This window comes from Hymenobacter puniceus (assembly GCF_014333525.1).
GTDB lineage: Bacteria > Bacteroidota > Bacteroidia > Cytophagales > Hymenobacteraceae > Hymenobacter.
This window is the reverse complement of the sequence record NZ_JACSCX010000005.1, coordinates 74,337-93,110: the sequence shown is the minus strand read 5'-3', so window position 1 is coordinate 93,110 and position 18,774 is coordinate 74,337. Positions and strand designations below refer to the sequence as shown.

Annotated in this window: 16 protein-coding genes; 9 read left to right on the top strand and 7 right to left on the bottom strand. The window is 59.8% G+C overall.

The window, feature by feature from the left end; genetic code table 11:
• Positions 1 to 140 precede the first annotated feature (140 nt).
• Positions 141 to 794 (bottom strand): protein-L-isoaspartate(D-aspartate) O-methyltransferase, encoded by a 654-nt coding sequence (locus H8B14_RS14705; protein WP_187316411.1) that lies wholly within the window; start codon positions 792 to 794, stop codon positions 141 to 143.
• A 217-nt stretch (positions 795 to 1,011) separates the two neighbouring features.
• On the opposite strand from H8B14_RS14705, the gene H8B14_RS14700 reads away from it, so the two are divergent.
• From H8B14_RS14700 to H8B14_RS14675, 6 genes are all read left to right on the top strand, one after another.
• Complete coding sequence (locus H8B14_RS14700) at positions 1,012 to 2,433, top strand: sugar transferase (RefSeq protein ID WP_261990037.1); 1,422 nt, start codon at positions 1,012 to 1,014, stop codon at positions 2,431 to 2,433.
• A 209-nt stretch (positions 2,434 to 2,642) separates the two neighbouring features.
• Positions 2,643 to 2,846: a four helix bundle protein gene (locus H8B14_RS14695; protein WP_410054459.1), complete on the top strand. Its 204-nt coding sequence runs from the start codon at positions 2,643 to 2,645 to the stop codon at positions 2,844 to 2,846.
• A gap of 108 nt (positions 2,847 to 2,954) precedes the next feature.
• Positions 2,955 to 3,545 carry a riboflavin synthase gene (locus H8B14_RS14690; RefSeq protein WP_187316410.1) on the top strand — a complete coding sequence of 197 codons (591 nt, stop codon included), beginning with the start codon at positions 2,955 to 2,957 and terminating at the stop codon, positions 3,543 to 3,545.
• Positions 3,546 to 3,617: 72 nt separating this feature from the next.
• A complete protein-coding gene (locus tag H8B14_RS14685; RefSeq protein ID WP_187316409.1) occupies positions 3,618 to 4,268 on the top strand; it encodes a VOC family protein in 651 nt (216 codons plus the stop codon).
• 81 nt (positions 4,269 to 4,349) lie between these two features.
• Positions 4,350 to 5,081, top strand: a complete 732-nt coding sequence (locus tag H8B14_RS14680; protein ID WP_261990036.1) for a phosphodiester glycosidase family protein — start codon at positions 4,350 to 4,352, stop codon at positions 5,079 to 5,081.
• A 110-nt stretch (positions 5,082 to 5,191) separates the two neighbouring features.
• Entirely contained in the window at positions 5,192 to 5,341 is a 150-nt protein-coding gene (locus H8B14_RS14675) for a hypothetical protein (RefSeq protein WP_222840615.1), read from the top strand.
• Between the two features lie 123 nt (positions 5,342 to 5,464).
• Here H8B14_RS14675 and H8B14_RS14670 read toward each other — a convergent pair whose 3' ends face one another.
• Together H8B14_RS14670 and hemF are read right to left on the bottom strand one after the other, a co-directional pair.
• Positions 5,465 to 6,088, bottom strand: a complete 624-nt coding sequence (locus H8B14_RS14670) for a phosphatase PAP2 family protein (RefSeq protein WP_187316407.1) — start codon at positions 6,086 to 6,088, stop codon at positions 5,465 to 5,467.
• Positions 6,089 to 6,182: 94 nt separating this feature from the next.
• Positions 6,183 to 7,100, bottom strand: a complete 918-nt coding sequence (gene hemF, locus H8B14_RS14665; RefSeq protein ID WP_315984837.1) for an oxygen-dependent coproporphyrinogen oxidase — start codon at positions 7,098 to 7,100, stop codon at positions 6,183 to 6,185.
• 310 nt (positions 7,101 to 7,410) lie between these two features.
• On the opposite strand from hemF, the gene H8B14_RS14660 reads away from it, so the two are divergent.
• On the top strand, positions 7,411 to 8,442 hold the full coding sequence (locus H8B14_RS14660) for an MBL fold metallo-hydrolase (protein ID WP_187316405.1): 1,032 nt from the start codon (positions 7,411 to 7,413) through the stop codon (positions 8,440 to 8,442).
• 9 nt (positions 8,443 to 8,451) lie between these two features.
• Here H8B14_RS14660 and H8B14_RS14655 read toward each other — a convergent pair whose 3' ends face one another.
• A complete protein-coding gene (locus H8B14_RS14655; RefSeq protein ID WP_187316404.1) occupies positions 8,452 to 8,952 on the bottom strand; it encodes a hypothetical protein in 501 nt (166 codons plus the stop codon).
• A 64-nt stretch (positions 8,953 to 9,016) separates the two neighbouring features.
• Between H8B14_RS14655 and H8B14_RS14650 the strand changes: the two genes are divergently transcribed.
• Positions 9,017 to 9,487 carry a hypothetical protein gene (locus H8B14_RS14650; protein WP_187316403.1) on the top strand — a complete coding sequence of 157 codons (471 nt, stop codon included), beginning with the start codon at positions 9,017 to 9,019 and terminating at the stop codon, positions 9,485 to 9,487.
• Between the two features lie 181 nt (positions 9,488 to 9,668).
• Here H8B14_RS14650 and H8B14_RS14645 read toward each other — a convergent pair whose 3' ends face one another.
• Positions 9,669 to 10,190, bottom strand: a complete 522-nt coding sequence (locus tag H8B14_RS14645; protein WP_187316402.1) for a GNAT family N-acetyltransferase — start codon at positions 10,188 to 10,190, stop codon at positions 9,669 to 9,671.
• Between the two features lie 97 nt (positions 10,191 to 10,287).
• On the opposite strand from H8B14_RS14645, the gene H8B14_RS14640 reads away from it, so the two are divergent.
• On the top strand, positions 10,288 to 12,498 hold the full coding sequence (locus tag H8B14_RS14640; protein ID WP_187316401.1) for an alpha-ketoacid dehydrogenase subunit alpha/beta: 2,211 nt from the start codon (positions 10,288 to 10,290) through the stop codon (positions 12,496 to 12,498).
• A 156-nt stretch (positions 12,499 to 12,654) separates the two neighbouring features.
• Here the strand turns inward: H8B14_RS14640 and H8B14_RS14635 are convergent, their stop codons facing one another.
• Entirely contained in the window at positions 12,655 to 16,056 is a 3,402-nt protein-coding gene (locus H8B14_RS14635) for a T9SS type A sorting domain-containing protein (RefSeq protein WP_187316400.1), read from the bottom strand.
• A 200-nt stretch (positions 16,057 to 16,256) separates the two neighbouring features.
• Positions 16,257 to 18,773: a translocation and assembly module lipoprotein TamL gene (gene tamL, locus H8B14_RS14630; RefSeq protein WP_187316399.1), complete on the bottom strand. Its 2,517-nt coding sequence runs from the start codon at positions 18,771 to 18,773 to the stop codon at positions 16,257 to 16,259.
• Position 18,774 lies beyond the last annotated feature (1 nt).

The window sequence follows — 18,774 nt, the reverse complement described above, 5'->3', positions numbered from 1 at the left end:
ACAAGTTACAACTCAGCAGCAAAACAACAGGCGAAACCATAGCCCTAGGCTTGCTAACCGCCAACACGGCCCACAAAAAAGCCGCGCGTCCTTCCGGCCGGAAAGAAGTGCGGCATCCATTTTCTGTTGAGCAGAGGTGCTTAGCTGGCCCAGCCGGCCTGGCCCAGCAGCGGCACAAAGCGGAATTCCTCGAACTCCTCGCGCGTGAATTCTTCCTCACTCACGCGCGTCACGCGTACCATGCGCTGCACCTGCGCATCGCCCACCGGAATCACCAGGCAGCCGCCCACCCGCAGCTGCCGCAGCAGCGGCCGGGGCAACGTAGGGGAGCCGGCCGTCACCAGAATCCGGTCGAAGGGTGCGTGCTGGGGGAGGCCCACCGAGCCGTCGCCGCAGAACAGGTGGGCCGAGCGGTGCAGATGGGCCAGGCGGCGGCAGGTGCGCTCGAATAGCACCGGCTGATATTCAATGCTGAACACGTGGGGCGTCAGCTCCAGCAGCACGCAGCACTGGTAGCCCGAGCCCGTACCGACCTCCAGCACCCGGTGCTCGGGGGCGGGGTCGAGCAGGGCGGTTTGGTAAGCCACAGTGTAAGGCTGCGAAATGGTCTGGCCCTCGCCAATGGGAAACGCCTTGTCCTGGTAGGCATGGGCCTCGAAGCCGGCCTCGAAAAACGCGTGGCGCGGCACAGCCAGTACGGCGGCTAGCACCCGTTCGTGCCGGATGCCTTTGCGGCGCAGCTCTTCTACAAGGGTGCGGCGCTGGCCGCGGTGTCGGTAGGTGTCGGCGTGCATAAGGCGAGAGGTCGGGCGTGGAGTTGGCGGCGCCCGCCCGGCAGCGGCAGGTTGTGTCCCACAGGTACTATATGGATTCTGGTTTATTGCTCTACCTTTGCGACGCTCCGAAACGGGCCGTGCAGGCCTGTCAGGGCCTTAAATCCGGTGCGAAGCTACCCATTCGCCCCCATAAAATCACGCGCTGGCCCCAGCCGCCGGCTTGATTGCACTGCCCTTGATTCGCACCTTCCAATTACTGAAGCTGATAGCCGCCGACTTTCTGGCGGCCTTGCTGGCCTGGGTGTGTTTCTTTCTGGTGCGCAAATACCTGCTGCAGGAAATTACCACCGGCTACCGGTTCACGGAGGGCGCTCTGTTTTTTCTCTCCGGCTCGGCCCTGATGATTGCCGCCTTCTGGACCGTGCTATACGCCCTGATTGGCGAATACCGCGACATTTTCCGCAAGTCCCGGCTGGCCGAGATTATCCGGCTGGCGCGGGTGTCGGTGCTGGGGGCGCTGGTGATTTTCTTTGTGCTGCTGCTCGATGACGAAGGCGTGCAGAACTACCGCTCGTACTACAAAACCATTTCGGCGTACTTCCTGCTGCACTTCACCCTGACAGCCATTCTGCGCACCTGGGCCGTGAGCAGTGTGCAGCATCTGGTCCGCAACGGCACCATTTTCTTTAATACGCTGCTGGTGGGCTCGAATGCGCTGGCCCTGGGCACGCTGCAGGAGCTGCGCCGCACCGGCCGCCACCTGGGCCTGAAAGTGGTGGGCTTCACGCCGATTGAGGATGGTGCCGTTGATGAGGCGTTGGCGGCTGAGCTGCCCGCCCGCGGCTCCTACCGCCGCCTGCCCGCCCTGATCCGGGCGCTGCAAATCGAGCAGATTGTTATTGCCATCGAGCCCAGTGAGCACCGCGTGATTGAGGAGATTCTGACCTTGCTGGAAGGCACGCCGGCCCGTGTGAGCATCCTGCCCGACCTCTATCAGATGCTGCTGGGCTCGGTGAAAGTGAGCCACGTGTTCGGTACGCCGCTCATCGAAATCAAGCAGGATTTGCTGCCGGTGTGGCAAAAAGTGCTCAAGCGGATAATTGACGTGGTGGCGTCGAGCGTGTTTCTGCTGCTGGCCTGGCCGGGCTACCTGCTCACGGCCATTATGGTGAAGCTGTCGTCGCCGGGGCCGGTATTTTACTCGCAGGAGCGTATCGGGCGCCTGGGCCAGCCGTTCCGCATCTACAAGTTCCGCTCGATGTACGTGGATGCCGAAAAGCAGGGCCCCTCGCTCAGCTCCGACCACGACCCGCGCATTACGCCCTGGGGCCGCTTTATGCGCAAGGTGCGGGTGGATGAGCTGCCGCAGTTCTGGAACGTTATCAAGGGCGACATGAGCATTGTGGGGCCCCGGCCCGAGCGGCAGTTCTTCATCGACCAGATTGTGAAGATTGCGCCCCACTACCGCCACCTACACCGCGTGCGGCCCGGCCTCACCAGCCTCGGCCAGGTGAAGTACGGCTACGCCGAAACCGTGGCCCAGATGGTCGAGCGCCTAAAGTTCGACATCCTCTACATCGAAAACATGAGTTTGGCCATGGACTTCCGGGTGCTGCTCTACACGCTCAAGATTATCATTGAGGGGCGGGGGAAATGATGTGCTAATTTTTGATGTGCTGGTTACTGGGGCTGCGTTTTCTCCTTGTGTAAAAAGTTATGAGTGTGCCAGCGCGTGATAATCTGATTGTGAATCTAACGTTTGAGTTTGCCTTAAGCATCGTTCAGTTTACGGAGCAGCTGGAAGCATAACGGCGGTTTGTTGTCGCTAACCAGCTACTAAAGAGCGGCACCTCAATCGGAGCCAACGTGCGCGAAGCGCAGGGTGCGGAAAGCAAGGTTGACTTCATTCACAAGTGTAAAATAGCCGCAAAGGAAGCCGAAGAAACAGATTACTGGTTGTTGCTCTGCCACCATTCCACCAACTACGGTGACACAACTGAATTAAGAGCGCAGCTGTTGAGCATTCGTAAAATCCTCTCCAAAATCATTGCCTCTTCTAAAAACAGCTAAGGATGTTCTGATTTCTGATGTGTTGATGCGTGAAGAACTGAATTGTGTTCAAATGCCCTCGCACTAAGAATCAGCACATCAACTCATCAAAAATCAGCACACCAACCTATGTTTACCGGCATCATTGAAACCCTCGGCACCATCACGGATGTGCGTCGCGAAAATTCCAACATTCACTTCACCGTGCAGTCCGGCTTTGCCTCGGAGCTGAAAATCGACCAGAGCGTGGCCCACGACGGCGTGTGTTTGACCGTGGTGGCCGTGGATGGCATGGCCGGCACCCACGTCGTGACGGCCATCGACGAGACGCTGCAGAAAACCAATCTGGCCCACTGGGCGCCCGGCCGCCGCGTGAACCTGGAGCGCTGCCTCTCCGCCAATGGCCGCTTCGACGGCCACATCGTGCAGGGCCACGTGGACCTCACGGCCGAGTGCGAGGCCGTGGAAGACCAGAACGGCAGCTGGCTGTACCGCTTCCGCCATGCGCCCGGCCCCGGCCGCGTAACCGTGGAAAAAGGCTCCATCTGCATCAATGGCACCAGCCTCACCTGCTTCAACAGCACCGACGACGGCTTCTCGGTGGCCATCATCCCGTACACCTACGAGCACACCACGTTCCAGGACCTGCGCCCCGGCCACCAGGTGAACCTGGAGTTTGACATCGTGGGCAAGTACGTGGCTAAATTGCTGGGGAAGTAGGGGAAAAGTGCCGGCTGGCGGGCAAGTCGCCCGGGCTGGTTTGCTTATCGGTTACAGTGTAGTCTTGTTACGATGATGGAAATTGACCACCTGTTCATCTTCTGCGACTCGCCGCAAGCCGCGGCCGACGATCTGCGGGCCCTGGGCCTAACCGAGGGCAGTAGCCGCGTGCATCCGGGCCAGGGCACTGCCAACCGCAAGTTCTACTTCGAGAATTTCTTTCTGGAGATTCTGTGGGTGCATGATGCGGCCGAAATCAACAGCCCGCTGCTGCTGCCCACCCAACTGGGTGAGCGGGCCCGCTACGCCACTACCGGGGCCTCGCCCTACGGTTTGTGCTTGCGCAATACGCCCGATACCGACCCGGTTTTTGAGGCGGCCCTGGCTTATCAGCCGGTTTATTTTCCGGCGGGCCTCACCATTGCGGTGTTGCCCCACGCGCACAACCCCAGTTTGCCCTGGACGTTCCGGTTGCCCTTCACCGGGCCGCCGGCTGTCACCACCGAGCCCACCCGGCACCCGGCCGGCCTGCGCCGTCTCACCCGCGCCGCTTTCGGGCTGACGAAGTACGATACGTCTGAATTGCTACTGCAGCAGCTGGCGGGCCAGCCGCAATTGGCGTTCGGGCCGGCAGCCGCTAACTGCCTGACGCTTACTTTCGATGAGCACTGCCAGGGCGAAATTGCGCATTTTCCTGCCCTGAATCTGACCGTTGCGTACTAAGCGCTGGGGCCGTGCCCAGTCCAGCCGGTTTGTTTCCTGAAAGGCGCTCTGATTTCGTTTTTGCTCATGCGTGCCAGGCTATTGAACCCTCTGCTTGCCGGATTACTGCTGATTACGTGTGTTCTGGCTTGGTTGCTGGTCCGTCCGCAGCCCCAGCCACCGGCCGCACACTTTCTTAGCTACCAGGCTGATCTGCGCCAACAGAAACTCCAGCTCTATTGGCAGGACGAGCAGCACCACCCGCTCCGGAGCCTGGGTCGGCTGCGCAATTGGCTGGCCGGCCGCGGCGACACGCTGGTGTTTGCCATGAACGGCGGCATGTTCCGGCCTGGCAATGCGCCGCTGGGACTCTACATCGAGAACCGGCAGCAGCTAACGCCGCTGGATACGCTCGAAGGTGCCGGCAATTTCTACCTAAAACCCAACGGCGTCTTTTACACCACGCTCGACAACCAAGCCGGCGTGTGCAGCACCGCCGATTTTCAGCGGCGGCACCTACAAGGCGTCGTGCGCTACGCCACCCAGTCGGGGCCGATGCTGGTGCTGGATGGGCAGCTGCACCCGGCTTTTCAGGCGGGTTCAACCAACCGGCAAATCCGCAACGGCGTCGGCGTTCTGCCCGACGGGCGGGTGCTGTTCGCGCTGTCGAAAAGGCCGGTCAACTTCCATGAGTTCGCGCAATTCTTCCTGCAACAGGGGTGCCGCACTGCCCTGTATCTGGACGGCTTCGTGTCGCGGGCCTACGTGCCCATGCAAGGCTGGGCGCAAACTGATGGGGATTTTGGGGTAATTGTTGGGGTAACTGGTCGATAGAAAACCACAAACCCTAGTGGAGGCGGTACATACACAAAACCCTACCTAACTTCCTGTACTCTATGGCAAAGCGCGAACAGCTATAGCCTACCCCCGACGACAAGCGCTACGTGCGCCGCAACGACGAAGGCGAATTCACGGAGTCAGACGATTTGAACCGCTCGTTGTCGCGCGACAACGACCAAAATGCCGAGCACACCAGCCAACCTGGCGACGAAGGCGACGGCCATACCGGCAGCCGCAATCCACCCAAAAAATAATTCTGCACAGTAGTCTAACAACCGCACAGCCCCCGCTACATCCAATGCAGCGGGGGCTGTGCGGTTGTTAAACTACTGTGCAGTGAAAGGCTTCTGACGGGCGCGTTGCCGGTCGCTGCGCAGCTAGCGGCGCAATGTGGCCTGTTCTGGGGTGGGCTGTAGTGGCGCCTTCGCGTTGCTGGTGCCAAACCAGTGGGCGTCTAGGCGCTTGAACAGCGTGGCGCATCCCCAAGCCAGCAGACTGCCCAACAGGGCGCCGGCCAGCACATCGGACGGGAAGTGCGCAGCCAGATACAAGCGGCTGTAGCTGACTACCAGCGCCCAGCCCAGCAGCAGCCACTTGGCTACACGGAAGCGCCGGGGCAGTACCAGCGCCATAAATACAGTGAGAGCGAAGGCATTGGCCGCGTGCGACGACATAAAGCTGAACTGCCCGCCACACCCGTTCACCAAATTCAGTGTGGCCGACAGGTCGGGGTCGTGGCAGGGGCGGAGGCGCGCGAAATACGGCTTGAACAAGCGGCTGGAAATGCCGTCGGCCAGGGCTACGCTGGCGCCCAGCAGCGGCAGCAGCAGCCAGGCCCGCCGCCCAAACAGGTAGGCCAGCATCACCAGCAGCACGAAATACGCCGGAAACCACACCAGCCGCTCTGTGAAGAACACCATAAGCGTGTCTAACGTGGGCGTCCGGTGCGTGTTGGCCGCTACCAGCAGCCAGCTGTCAAACGATTGTAGTGCTTCTATCAATGGTAGTTGTCAGTTGCTGGTTGGCAGTTGCTGGTTGGCAATCTAATTCTTCCATTTGTCAACTAACAACTGACAACCAGCAACTGACAACCAATTAACGAGGCGCTAGCCAATCCACTCCTTTGCGCAGCCACTGTTGGGTGGCGGCTTCGGGCGAGTTCGGCTCGATGGGAAAATTGTAGTGCCACTCGCACTGCGGCGGCAAGCTCATAAGGATGCTTTCGGTGCGGCCACCAGTTTCCAGGCCAAAGCGCGTGCCCCGGTCAAAGGCCAGGTTGAACTCGGCGTAGCGGCCGCGGCGCACCAGCTGCCAGAGCTTCTCCCGTTCGGTGTAAGGCCGGTTGGCATTCTGGCGCAGCAACGTGCAGTAGGCTTCGCCAAACACCTGCCCAACGGCCTGAATGAAAGAAAAAAGTGCCTCCCGGTTGCCATCTTTGCCCACCGTCAGGCGGTCGAAAAAGATGCCGCCAACGCCACGGGTTTCCTGGCGGTGCGGCAGGAAAAAGTACTCGTCGGCCCAGGTTTTGAAGCGGGCGTAATAGGTGGGGTCGTGGGGCGCACAGGCCGCGGCAATCTGCTCGTGAAACCAGCGGGCCTGGGCTTCGTCCACGTAAATCGGGGTCAGGTCGAGGCCACCGCCAAACCAGGCCTCGCCGTTGCCGGCCTCAAAATAGCGCACGTTCATGTGGGCAATGGGCACCTGCGGGCTGCGTGGGTGCTGCACCACGCTCACACCGGTGGCAAAATACTCGGGGTTGGGCATGAGCAGCACGCGGGCCGCCTGCTCGCTCATGATGCCCTGCACGCCCGAAAAATTTACGCCGCCTTTCTCGATGATAGTGCCATGCGTGAGTACCCGGCTGCGGCCACCTCCGCCGCTGTGGTGCTGCCAGGCGTCTTCCTGGAAGCGGCCAGTGCCGTCAGCCAGTTCAATCTGCTGGCAGAGCCAGTCCTGAAACTGGCGCATCCAGTCGGCCACCGTTTCGCGGAAGGAAGCAGCAGCACGAGGCACAGGAAAAGACACCGGAGAAGCGGAAAGCATAGGGTTCATGACGGCAGAGGCGTGGGTTCGAGGGCAAACTTCGGCCGAAAAATCAAGCGCTAAACTGGCAGAAATCAAATGAAAGGCTGTTTCTGTGGCAGCAAAGGTAGAAATTTCCGGGGCCTGCCACGTGCCAGTCCACAGAGGCACGCAACGGCGAATGGTTGCAGCGTGCTAGTAGTTGGAAGCCTTTTTTCGGTAAATACCTGCCGCTGGTCAAGTAAACCGGTCGGCGCTGCGTCCTGTTAGCTGGCCGCCGGATTTTTGCGGTTCCTTCCACATGAATATACTGGGTAAAAACCCTTCTTTAAGCAGCCAACGCCAGTTTAGCGGCCTGGAAAACTACCACAACGGCCAGTTTCAAAACGTTGACGGCGTGCGGTTTAGCCCCGCCGACGCCCAGATGGGCCAGATGCTGCGCGACTACCTACGCCGACCAGCCACCGTCAGGCCGTCGCGCCCGATACCAGCCGTAACCACCGATCTGCGGCAGTTGCCCGCGCTGGCGGCGCCCACACTGGTGTGGTTCGGCCATTCGTCGTACCTGATTCTGGCGCAGGGGCTTACGGTGCTGGTGGATCCGGTGTTCAGTGGGGCTGCCTCGCCGGTGCCGTACTCGGTGAAGGCCTACGCTGGTGCCAACACCTACCAGGTTGAAGACCTGCCTCCCATCGACGTGCTACTCATCACCCACGACCATTACGACCACCTCGACTACGCCACCGTGCGCCAGCTCCGCGGCCGGGTGGCGCGGGTGGTAGTGCCGCTGGGCGTGGGCAGCCACTTCACGCACTGGGGCTTCGATCCGGCCTGCATCACGGAGCTGAACTGGCACGATACCACGGCTTTGCCGGGCGAAGCGCAGCTCACGGCCACGCCCGCCCAGCATATGTCGGGGCGTGGGGTGCGGGCGCGGCGCACGTTGTGGGCGTCGTATGTGCTACAATTACCCGGCTACCGCCTGTTTCTGGGTGGCGATAGTGGCTACGGGCCGCATTTCCGGGCCATTGGCGCGCAGTACGGCCCATTCGATCTGGCCGTGCTGGAAAACGGGCAGTACAACGAGCTCTGGCACGCCGTGCACACGCTGCCCATCGAAACGGCGCGGGCGGCGCAGGAGTTGGGCGCACACTTGCTGCTTCCGGTGCATTGGGCCAAGTTCACGCTCGGCTATCATCCCTGGAACGAGCCTATCCGCCTGCTGCTGCCCGCCGCTGCGGCCCTGGGCCTGCCCGTAACAGTGCCGCGCATCGGGGAACCCTACACGCTGGGGGAGCTAGTAAAACAGGAAACGTGGTGGGATTTTGACTGACGGATATGCTTACTCACAGGTAGTAAACATCATCTGCGGATTAGGAAAGACGATGCGCGGCTCTACAGCGCTGAATTCTTGTCGATACTGCTCATCTTTCAGTATCTCGAACTGCGCTAAGTAGGAGAAGCGGGACTGAATTTGCACCCTGCCAAAGGCGGGCACCAGCAGTTCTTCTGGCAGCCTGTCACGCTGAGGCTCTGTAATGCTGTGTCGGAATGAATTTGTAAAAGTAGAGATACTCTCCGGCTCACTTAACCCTATCTGTGCTTGTAGAGAGTGGATGGTAACAGGCTGGCTGTTGGGGTTAATAAATACGTATTCAATGGCAGGAATTCCCAGTATGCAGGCTGGAAACCGCACCTCCACCTGAACAGGGTGGATAGAAGCCACAGGCCGGGCGCAAGCAATGCATACCAGCAGAGTAATCAGTAAAAAGATTCTATTCTGAACGGTTTTGCTACCCACGTAAACGTCCCAGTAAGCACGGTTTTTCGGGGGCGTTTGCATGAGGTATTTTAGACATGCGTTTGTGACATGGTGTAAACGGCCCTTTTCTTGAACTTGCTTAATTATGCGACAACTCCTCTGCCTACTGGCACTTTGTGTACTGGTGATGACCGGCACCCACGCCATTTCCCTTCCTCCCGAACAGCGAACGACCATCACCAGCGATGATTTCATTTCGGGTTTATTGGAAACCGTATCCTATGAGAAGCTAGCCAGCACCAAATACAGCAAATCCAGCACTCCCGTAAAGGGTGGGGGAAAGATGATTCGTTTTACCAATGGCAGCAATACGTTTTCGTGCTTTAAAAGTCAGTACAACGCCTTTACCGCCTCGTTTGACATCACCAAACCCGACCCCATTCTGACTCCGTTCTTGAAGCTGGGGGCCTCAAAGAGCGAGGTGTTAAAAAAGCTAGGTAGATTAAAGGGTTTTAATACGGTGCTCGTTCAGGATTTGGAAGGAATGGCGCTTGTTACATTAACTTTTGAAAAAGAGACGCTAACGAAGGTTTCCTTTAGGGCGACCATTGACTAATTTCTAGCCTTCTAGGTGAACTACTATGCTTGATTACTCCCGAGAGAAGCAAGTTGCCAGTAGTTTGCTTTGAGTTTCAAAAACTGGTTCACAAAATCAACGTTGAGAAAACGCCTTCAGGCGTGCGTTTCGTGAACTCCTGCCCCTTCAAAAAACGGCGGCTTCTCACTGATCGAATAGTTTACAACGCCTTGCGTAGCAGCAGCAGCTCCAGCGGCTGCTTCGGGATACTGGGGCTGGCGTCGAGCGGGAAGGGCAGGACTTCGCCGGTGCGTTGGAAGCCCAGCCGCTCGTACCAAGCAATCAGCTCATACCGCACCGAAATAACGGAAATCAGCACGCCACTGTGGCCTGCCTGCCGGGCCTGAACTTCGGTGGCGGCCAGCAGCTGCCGCCCGATGCCCGCGGCCTGCCGCGTAGGGTCTACGGACAGCATACCCACGTACAGGTCGGGGGCCTGGGGCTTGATATAGACGCTGCCCACCAGCTCGCCGGAGTCGGTGCGGGCCAGCAGAAAGGTGGCGCCGGGCGCGGCGGAAAGCTCCCGCAGGTCGGCTTCGTTGGTGCGGGGGCCGTCGAGCAGGTGGGCTTCGGTGGTCCAGCCGCGTAGGCTGGCTTCGCCGCGGTAGGCGTTGTTGACCAGGTCGGCCAAGGCGGGTAAGTCGGCGGAAGTGGCGGGGGAAATCTGCAGCGGAACGAACATGGGCCCGAAGATACGGTTGGGTAAGGCACGCGCCACCGGCCGGTCGCGGCTGTTCCCGCCCGAAGCCGTAATTTCGCCCCGAACCCAATCCCCGCCCATGTCTCTGCACGCCGCCCCGATTCTGGAAGCTGACTTTACCGCCGCCCGGCCCGACTCCGAAACCCTGCGCCGGGTGTACCGCCTGATGCGCACTGCCGATGAGTTGGCCCGCCTCTATGAAGAAAACAAAGCCGTGACGGCCAAGTACGTGCACGCCACGGCCCGCGGCCACGAAGCCATTCAGCTGGCCGCCGCCTGCCAGCTTGGCCCCCAAGACTACGTGGCGCCTTACTACCGCGACGACGCCATGCTGCTGGGCATCGGCATGCAGCCTTATGAGTTGATGCTGCAGCTCATGGCCAAGCGCGACGACCCGTTTTCGGGCGGCCGCACTTACTATAGTCACCCTTCGTTGCGGCGCGCTGGTTTCCCCACTATCCCGCATCAAAGCTCGGCCACCGGCATGCAGGCCATTCCGGCCACCGGCGTCGCCCACGGCATCAAGTACCTGGAAAGCCAGGGGCTGGCGACAATTAGTAATGAGCAATTAGTAATTAGTGATTCATCCACGGATTTGCCAGCGGAGGCGGGTTCAGGCGATGATGAACAGCCAATTCTTACTTCTTCATTGCTAATTACTAATTCAGAAAAGAAACCGCTCGTCCTGTGCTCTATCGGCGACGGGGCCATGACCGAAGGGGAGGTGAGCGAGGCGCTGCAGATGGCCGTGCTGCATCAGCTGCCCATTATCTATCTGGTGCAGGACAACGAGTGGGGGATTTCGGCCACGGGCCGCGAGATGCGGGCCATGGATGCTTACGAGTTTGCGGCCGGCTTCAAAGGCCTGCACCGCCTGCAGTTTGATGGCGCCGATTTTCTGGCCAGCCATGCCGGTATGCAGCAGGCCGCCGAGCATGTGCGCGAGCGGCGCGGCCCGGTGCTGGTGCACGCCCGCTGCCCGCTGCTGGGCCACCACACCAGCGGCGTGCGCCGCGAGTGGTACCGCGGCGACAACCTGGCTCAGCACACTCTGCAGGATCCGCTGCCGCGTTTTCACCAGCAGTTGCTGGAGTTGGGCTTTGCGGAAGAAGAGCTGCAAGAGCTGGCCGGCGAGGCCCGCGCCACCGTGCTAACCGACTACCAGCGCGCCCTGGCCGCCCCCAATCCCGACCCTGCTACCTTTGCCGACCATGAGTTTGCCCCACCGGCCGTGACCGAAGAAGCCGGCGAGCGGGCCCCCGCCGGCGCCGACAAAGCCCTGATGGTCGACGCCGCACTGCACGCCGTGGATGATATTCTGCGCGAGTTTCCGGAGGCGCTGTTCTACGGGCAGGATGTGGGCGGCGAGTTGGGTGGCGTGTTCCGCGAGGCGGCGCTGCTGGCCAAAAAGTACGGCGACGCCCGCGTATTTAACACCCCCATCCAGGAAGCTTACATCGTGGGCAGTACGGCCGGCATGAGTGCCGTGGGGGCCAAGGCCATCGTGGAAATCCAGTTTGCCGACTACATCTGGCCGGCCCTGAATCAGCTGGTGGAAGAGCTCAGCAAGAGCTGCTACCTCTCCAACGGGCAGTTTCCGGTGCAGAGTCTGATCCGGGTGCCCATCGGGGCCTACGGCGGCGGCGGGCCCTACCATTCGGGCTCCATCGAAAGCACGCTGCTCACCATCCGTGGCATCAAGGTGGTGTACCCCAGCAACGCGGCCGACATGAAGGGCTTGATGCGCGCTGCCTACCTCGACCCCAACCCTGTGGTGATGCTGGAGCACAAAGGCCTCTACTGGAGCAAAGTGCCCGGCACCGAGGACGCCAAAACCACCGAGCCCGCCACCGGCTACGTCATCCCGCTTGGCAAAGCGGCCGTAGCCCAGAAGGCCGATGCCACCAAGCTGCAAAACGGCGAAACCTGCGTGGTGGTCACCTACGGCATGGGCGTGCACTGGGCCCGCACCGCCAGCCGCCAGTTTGCCGGCCAGGTGGAAATCCTGGATTTGCGTACCCTCAACCCGCTCGACTACGAAGCTGTGGAAGCTGCTGTGCGCCGCCACGGCAAGGCCCTGGTGCTCACCGAGGAGCCCCTGATGAACTCCTTCGCTGAAAGCCTGGCCGGGCGCGTCCAGCGCACCTGCTTCCGTCAGCTCGATGCGCCGGTGTTTACACTCGGCGCCGCCAACCTGCCTGCCATTGCCCTCAACGTGGAACTGGAGCGCCAGATGCTGCCCAACCCCGACAAAGTGGCCGCCGCTCTGGCTGAACTGCTAGGGTACTGAGCTTCGTTTGCTATTTCATAAAGAAAGCCCGGCCGCATCCGCAGCCGGGCTTTCTTTATGCCTGCGCAAGGCGTGCCCTGTACGGACGGACCGGATGAAATGCAAAAAGGGCTTCCGGATATCCGGAAGCCCTTTTCAATGGTATGCTACTGCTGGTTAGTCTTTGAGTAGTTTCACCAGGTAGTGCTGGCCCTGGCCGCTCACGCGAATCAGGTAGGTGCCTTTGGCAAACTCCGCAACCGGCAGCGCTACCTCGCGGCCGCCTGTAGTTTCGAAGCGCAGCATCCGGCGGCCGTCGGCGCCCATAATGTCCACCTGATACGTGGCTTTGCTGAGGGCCAGCAGATCCAGGGTAGCGTTGTCAACCGTTGGCGACGGATAAACCGTAACGAGCGTAGCGGCGCCACGTCCATCGAAGTTCACTACCCGCACTTCCGTCATCGATTCTTTGCCGTTCAGGTCAATCTGGCGCAGGCGGTAGTAGCGTGTGCCTGCAACGGCACCAACTCCTTTATCGGTGAAGGAGTAGTCGGAGCGGCTGGCGCGGGTGCCTTTGCCCTGTACTGTGCCGGCCAGCTCAAAGGTCTCTCCATCGGTGGAGCGCTGCACTTCAAAGCGGGCGTTGTCTTTTTCTGAAGCCGTAGCCCACGTCACCAGTGCATCGCGGCCGGCCGCCCGGGCCTGGAAGCTGATAAGCTCTACCGGCAGCGGAATCTGGTTGGCGTTTGTGCGGAATGCTGCTTCTGAAGCGCCGCTTGCGCCAAGCGGAGCCGTGGATGGCGTACCACCATAGGCAGGATCATAGATGTCTGCCAGGCCATTGAAGTTGTCGTCGTGATAGTACGAGTTATCAAGGTCAAGGAAGTTGGGGAGCTTATCGTTGTCAGCGTCCAGTAGGAAGGGCGAATTGGTAACGCCGCTGGCCGGGCCGCCCACAGGGTAATAGTTGGCTTTACCAGGGTTGTTAAGAGCAAACTGACGAGCCTTGGCAATGATTTCACCGCCGGAAACCCCGAAAGTAGGGTTGGCAAATCCTTCCGACCAATCGGCCGTCTGCAGGTTAATGGCCAGCGCCCCTTTACCTGCATTGTCGTTGTCGGAGTCAATGTCGAAGATGTCGGCTACATCAGTGCCGTCGGAGTTGAGTACGCTGGTAATGGCAGTGCCGCCGTTGTTCGGATCGTAGGCGTCACGCAGGCCGTCCCGGTCGGTGTCGGCATTGAAATTGGCTTGTCCTCGGCGGGTGTTGTATACTGCCGTACTCAGGGCCTCTATCTCATCGGTGATGCCGTCGTTGTCGGAATCAATATCGAGGAAGTTGTAGTTGCGCGCCGTGCCGTTTGAATTGGTGCGCAGGTCATTATCATTGTCGGTCAGGGAGTATCTGCTGGCGCTGTTTTCCGTTACGGTAACAGTTTCATTGTTTCCGGTGCCGCTTTTGCCATACGCAACAGAGCCTTCCACTGCGTCAGGCAGGCCATTGCGGCCAACCCCCGCATATATGCCATTTATAGGAGCAGTGCCTGTAGCGGTAGTTATGTAGCGTCCCTGCGCCGCGCTGTAAGAGCTCTGGTAAGTATACGTAGTAGCATTGCTGCCATTACCAATAGTGACGGATACTGGGCCGAAGTTGAGGGTCGGGTTCGTATTGCCATTAGCTTCCAACGCATCGGCCAGGCCGTCGCCATCGGCATCCAGGTCGAAGTGGTTGGGAATACCGTCGCGGTCCACGTCCATCAGGTCGTTTACGCCGTCATTGTTGGTGTCGAGGAAGGCGCCCAGTACTGGATGAACATACGATGCATCCAGGTAGCGAATAGGGGAGGTAGCGGAAGCAAAGGCGCCCGGGTCAACAGAAGTAGTACCCGACATGGCCTCCACTACGTCCAGAATACCGTCGTTGTCGTCGTCAATATCAGTTGCGTCGGCAACGCCGTCTTTGTCGTTGTCACAGATATCGGTGTACACAAATGTGCGGCTGCCGGTAAACACCGAGAAGCCATACGTCCAGGTGTTAACAGTGTAGCTGTCGCCATCATCAGTGGTTGTGCCCCAGCGGTGTACGCCCGTGCTGGAGTTAACCCCTGTCAACTGAGTTTGAGGAGCTGGAAATTTGGCAGTAGGCAGCAATGAGTCGTCCCAGTACAGCAAGTCATAGGCACTGGGGTTGGAGGAGCGGGCGTTGCGCACCCGGAACCCGTCGGGGTTGCCTTCGGCGTCGAACACAGGGAAGTTGACCGGCGCACCGTTGCTGGTGAAGTTGAACGTAACGGTGGTGTTGCTGGCCACCTGCGCACCCAGCCCATCTTTGCCGTCCCAAATCACCGTATTGGTTGTACCGGCCGTTACGCTTTGCGGAATCAATACGTCGCGCGTGCCGGCCTGGTAACCAGCAGTGCCGTTTAGGTCGATCAGAATCTCAAAATCGCCGGATTCTGCTGCCTGGGTCGTAAAAGCCACCTTCGTAACGCCGGCCTGGCAAAAAGCCTGCGGCGTCACGCTAACCGTCGGCTCAGCGGCGCTGGGCCAGACTGCCGGGTCCGGGTTGTTAACGAAATTGGGATACTGCGTATACGAAGACTTACTTAGCTGGCTTCTGCGCCGGGTGGCGAACGTAGTGCCAAACTGCGTATCGGAACCGAATTCGTTGGATACGAAGAAGAATACCAATGGACGCATGCCGGCCAGTTCCACTTCTTTCACAAAGTAGCTGCCTGGGTTTTGCCGGCTCTCTACCATAGGATAAAGAATGAAGTTGGCCGACAGGCGGTTAAGGAACTGGTTGGTATTGCCGGAAATTTCTGAGATACCAGCCGTGAAGGCCCAGTGCTTGCTGTAAAGGCGGCCGGGCTTTTCTACTCCGGCGGCCGTACGCACCGTAAAGTCCCAGAGGTCATAGTCAGAGCGCAGGTCGTCAGCCGTCATGCTGGCTTCACCTACCTGGGTGAACTCTACGTAGAATTCCTGGGCTGCTCCGGTGGTGTTGGTATATGTCAGGGGCTGATAGCCGCCCGCATTTGGTAGCGGGCCCGCCTGCGCCTGCGTAGCGTTGGCAATGACGCCGGCCTGCGGCTGGCCATTAATGGTAGTGAGAAGCGTAGACTGGTTAGGGCTGGCAGCATCACGCTGTAGCGTAGTAGTCTGCACAACGGTGCCGGCATTGGCACCATAGCGCAACGTGAGAATCAGGTCAGCCTGCGTCTGGGCGTTAGAGGACACGGGTTGGCGGTGCACACCGTAGTATAGGGTTTCGCCGGGTTCCATGTGCACCAGCATGCGGTAGTCGGGGCTGAATGCCTGGCCTGCTGGCCCTACCCATGTGCTGGGTTTCAGAAAGCCCAACGAGACGTCCTGGCCGCCGGTCGTACCAGTCCCGCTCAGGTTCACATCGTGTGTGAGGTAGCCCGCCCGCGTGTTAGCTGGGTCGGTGAGCGCCAGCGATGGGTTGTTGTTGGGCGTGAGCTGTTTGGACCCTTCTGCCTGGGCCGAAGTGGCTACCAGTAGCCCACTTATCATGGCGGCACCAAGTGTGCTCCAAAACTGTATGCGTTGTTTCATAGAAAAGGGCGTAAAAGGGGCGAACTTAGAGATTATCAAGACACTACATGTCTGGGTAATCGAGGCAAAAATAGTAATCTATCGTGATGTTGATCTGATTTGCTGAAATAATTCTTAAAACAAATTCGGCCGCCTGCTCCAGGGCGTGATGCACGATCAATGCATCACGCCCTGGAGCAGGCGGCCGAGTTACAAGGTATTTAAAATGGATACCCGATGCCCAGATTGAAGGCGGTCTGGTCTTGGCTGCCAAACAGGTTGGCGTTGCGGATTGCCCACTTGTTGCCGGGCGAGGTAGGGTCGTACACCTTGGTAGCTACGTCGAGACGCAGAATCAGGAACGTAAAGTCGAAGCGCAAACCGAAGCCGGAACTAACGGCAAACTCCCGATAAAAGCGCGTGGCACTGAACTGCGCGCCCGGACGCCGGTCGTCGGAGCGCAAGGCCCAGGTGTTGCCGAAATCCGTGAACAGCGCACCATTGATGAAGCTGAAGAGTGGAAAGCGGTATTCCACGCTGCCTTCCAGCAGCAATTCACCGGGCTGCTCCAGGTTGTAGTTGCGGATGCGGTTGCCGTTTTCGTCGAGAATAAACGTTCCGGTAGTATTCTGCAGATACGACGTGAACGAGCCTGGCCCCAGGCGGCGCGGCTTCCAGGCCCGCAGGCTGGTGGCGCCTCCCGCAAAGAAATACTTATCGTAGGGCAGGCCGTTGGTGCTGGCGCGCAATGGTTGCACCAGCCCGCCATTGAGCCGATACACCAGAAACGACTTCACGCCTACCTTATGGTAGCGGCGGTAGTCGGCGTTGAGACGGTAGAAATCGGCAACCCGGATACTGTCGCTGAGCACGTTCTCATACAGCGGTTTGGTGATGCCGCCTACTTCGGCATACAGCCGCATGTACTTGGCGTCCCGGGTCTGGTTGAAGTCGTTGGAATTGTATAAAGACGTGAAACTTATGCTTGGTACAAATTGGCGACTAAATGTAAATCTGGCGGCTTCCTGATTGGGGAATTGGTTCCTGAGCTTTACGAAGAAAGAATCGTTAAGCCGGGTTGTGTTTACTACGCTCAAGTCGATGGGCGTGAACACAAACTGGTGGAACGTGGACCGCTGCCAGATATAGTCGAAGGTGCCTTCCAGATTGGTGCGGGCATACTCAGGCCGGCTCACGTAGTTGTAGCCAACATTGATGCGGGTGCGTGGGTTGTATCTGGTAAGTAAGCCATTGGTACGCCACGGCACCAGAAACTGCGGCAGAATCAGGTTCAGGTTGGCGCCCAGCTGCGTGGTGAGCACACTGTTGAGTTGGTTCCGGTCGTTGTTGCGGGTGGTGAACTCATATTGCCCTTCAAAGCCGCCCCGCAACCCCAGCTCCAGCACTTCGGCGCCGCCAAACGGGTTGCGGGCCTTCAGGCGCAGGTTGGCGAAGGGGCCCACCAGATACGCCACGTAGGTGCCGCCGAATTCCACGGTTTCCTGGTAGCGCTTGGCTGGCGAGGCCGCAATAACGGCGTCGAGCTGGCGGCGAGTGCTGTCGGCGGCCGAGGTGGGGCGCACGCGCACGTAGTTCACGTTCGTGAACCGAAACACGTCGAGCTGGCTGATCTGGCGCTGCGTGGTTTGGGTGTTGGTCAGGTTGTAGAACTGGCCTGGGTGCACGGCCACCTTGCGGTTGAGCAGCTGGGTGCTGATGTTATGCTGGAACGCCAGAAAATAGGTAGAATCCTGCCGGATGGTGTCGCGCTTCTGGCCGAAGCGCACCGTGCCCGCATCCGTAATGAAACGCACTTGCCGGATAGTGTAGCGCGGGTGCGGCTGCCCAGAGGCCGGACTGGCAATGAGCGTACGCAGGCGCACCGTGGCCGGGGCAAAGCTGGTGTCAGCCTCCAGAGTGATGTACTGCTGGCGGAAATCAAAGTAGCCGTCGTTTTTGAGCAGCGTTTCAAACCGGGCGCGCTCCTGGCCGATTACTTCCTCGTCGTACTGGTCGCCGACGCGCAGCAGCGAGGCCGGCTGCGCCGCCAGCACGCGCCGGGCCACGGCCGTATCGGCAATGTCGTAGTCGAGCTGCGAGTAGCGGAACGGCTCGTTTTCCGTGACCTTGTACGTCACGACCACCCTGCGGCGGTGCAGGCTGTCGGAGCCGCCCAGCAGGCGGCCCAGCGAAAACCGGCGGTCGGCCAGGCTATCCGAATACTGCACGCCACTCCGGAAAAAGCCCTTCGACTTGAGAAAAGTAGCAATCTGCTCGGCCGTCTGACGCGTCAGGGCGGAGTCGTAAATCACGGGCGGCTCGCCCAGGCGCATGATGGCGTTGCCTTTGTCGAGGGCCAGCTGCAGGCGCCGGGTTTGCCGTTCGCGCTTGGTGAGCAGCTTGCCCACCAGCGCCGAGTCGGGCCGGGCCGCCAGAATCCGCTCATCGTAGCGGGCGCGAGTGGCATCGAGCTTGCGCTGCAGCTTGTCGGGTGTATAAAAGGTGCGGCCTAGCTGATAGATTGCTAGTTTTGGGAGTGGAAAGCGGCTGTTGGGTTCCTGGCGATACAGCGCCTGAATGCGCTCCGCGTCGGCCTGCTTCACGCCTTCCAGCTCGATGTGGCTGAGCAGCTGCTGGTTGGGGCCCAGCAGGCGGAGCGGCGAGCAGCCCACTGCCAGCCATCCTCCCAGCAGCAGCAGCCCGGCCGGCAGCGCCCGGCTCCGTAGTTTATCGTTCACC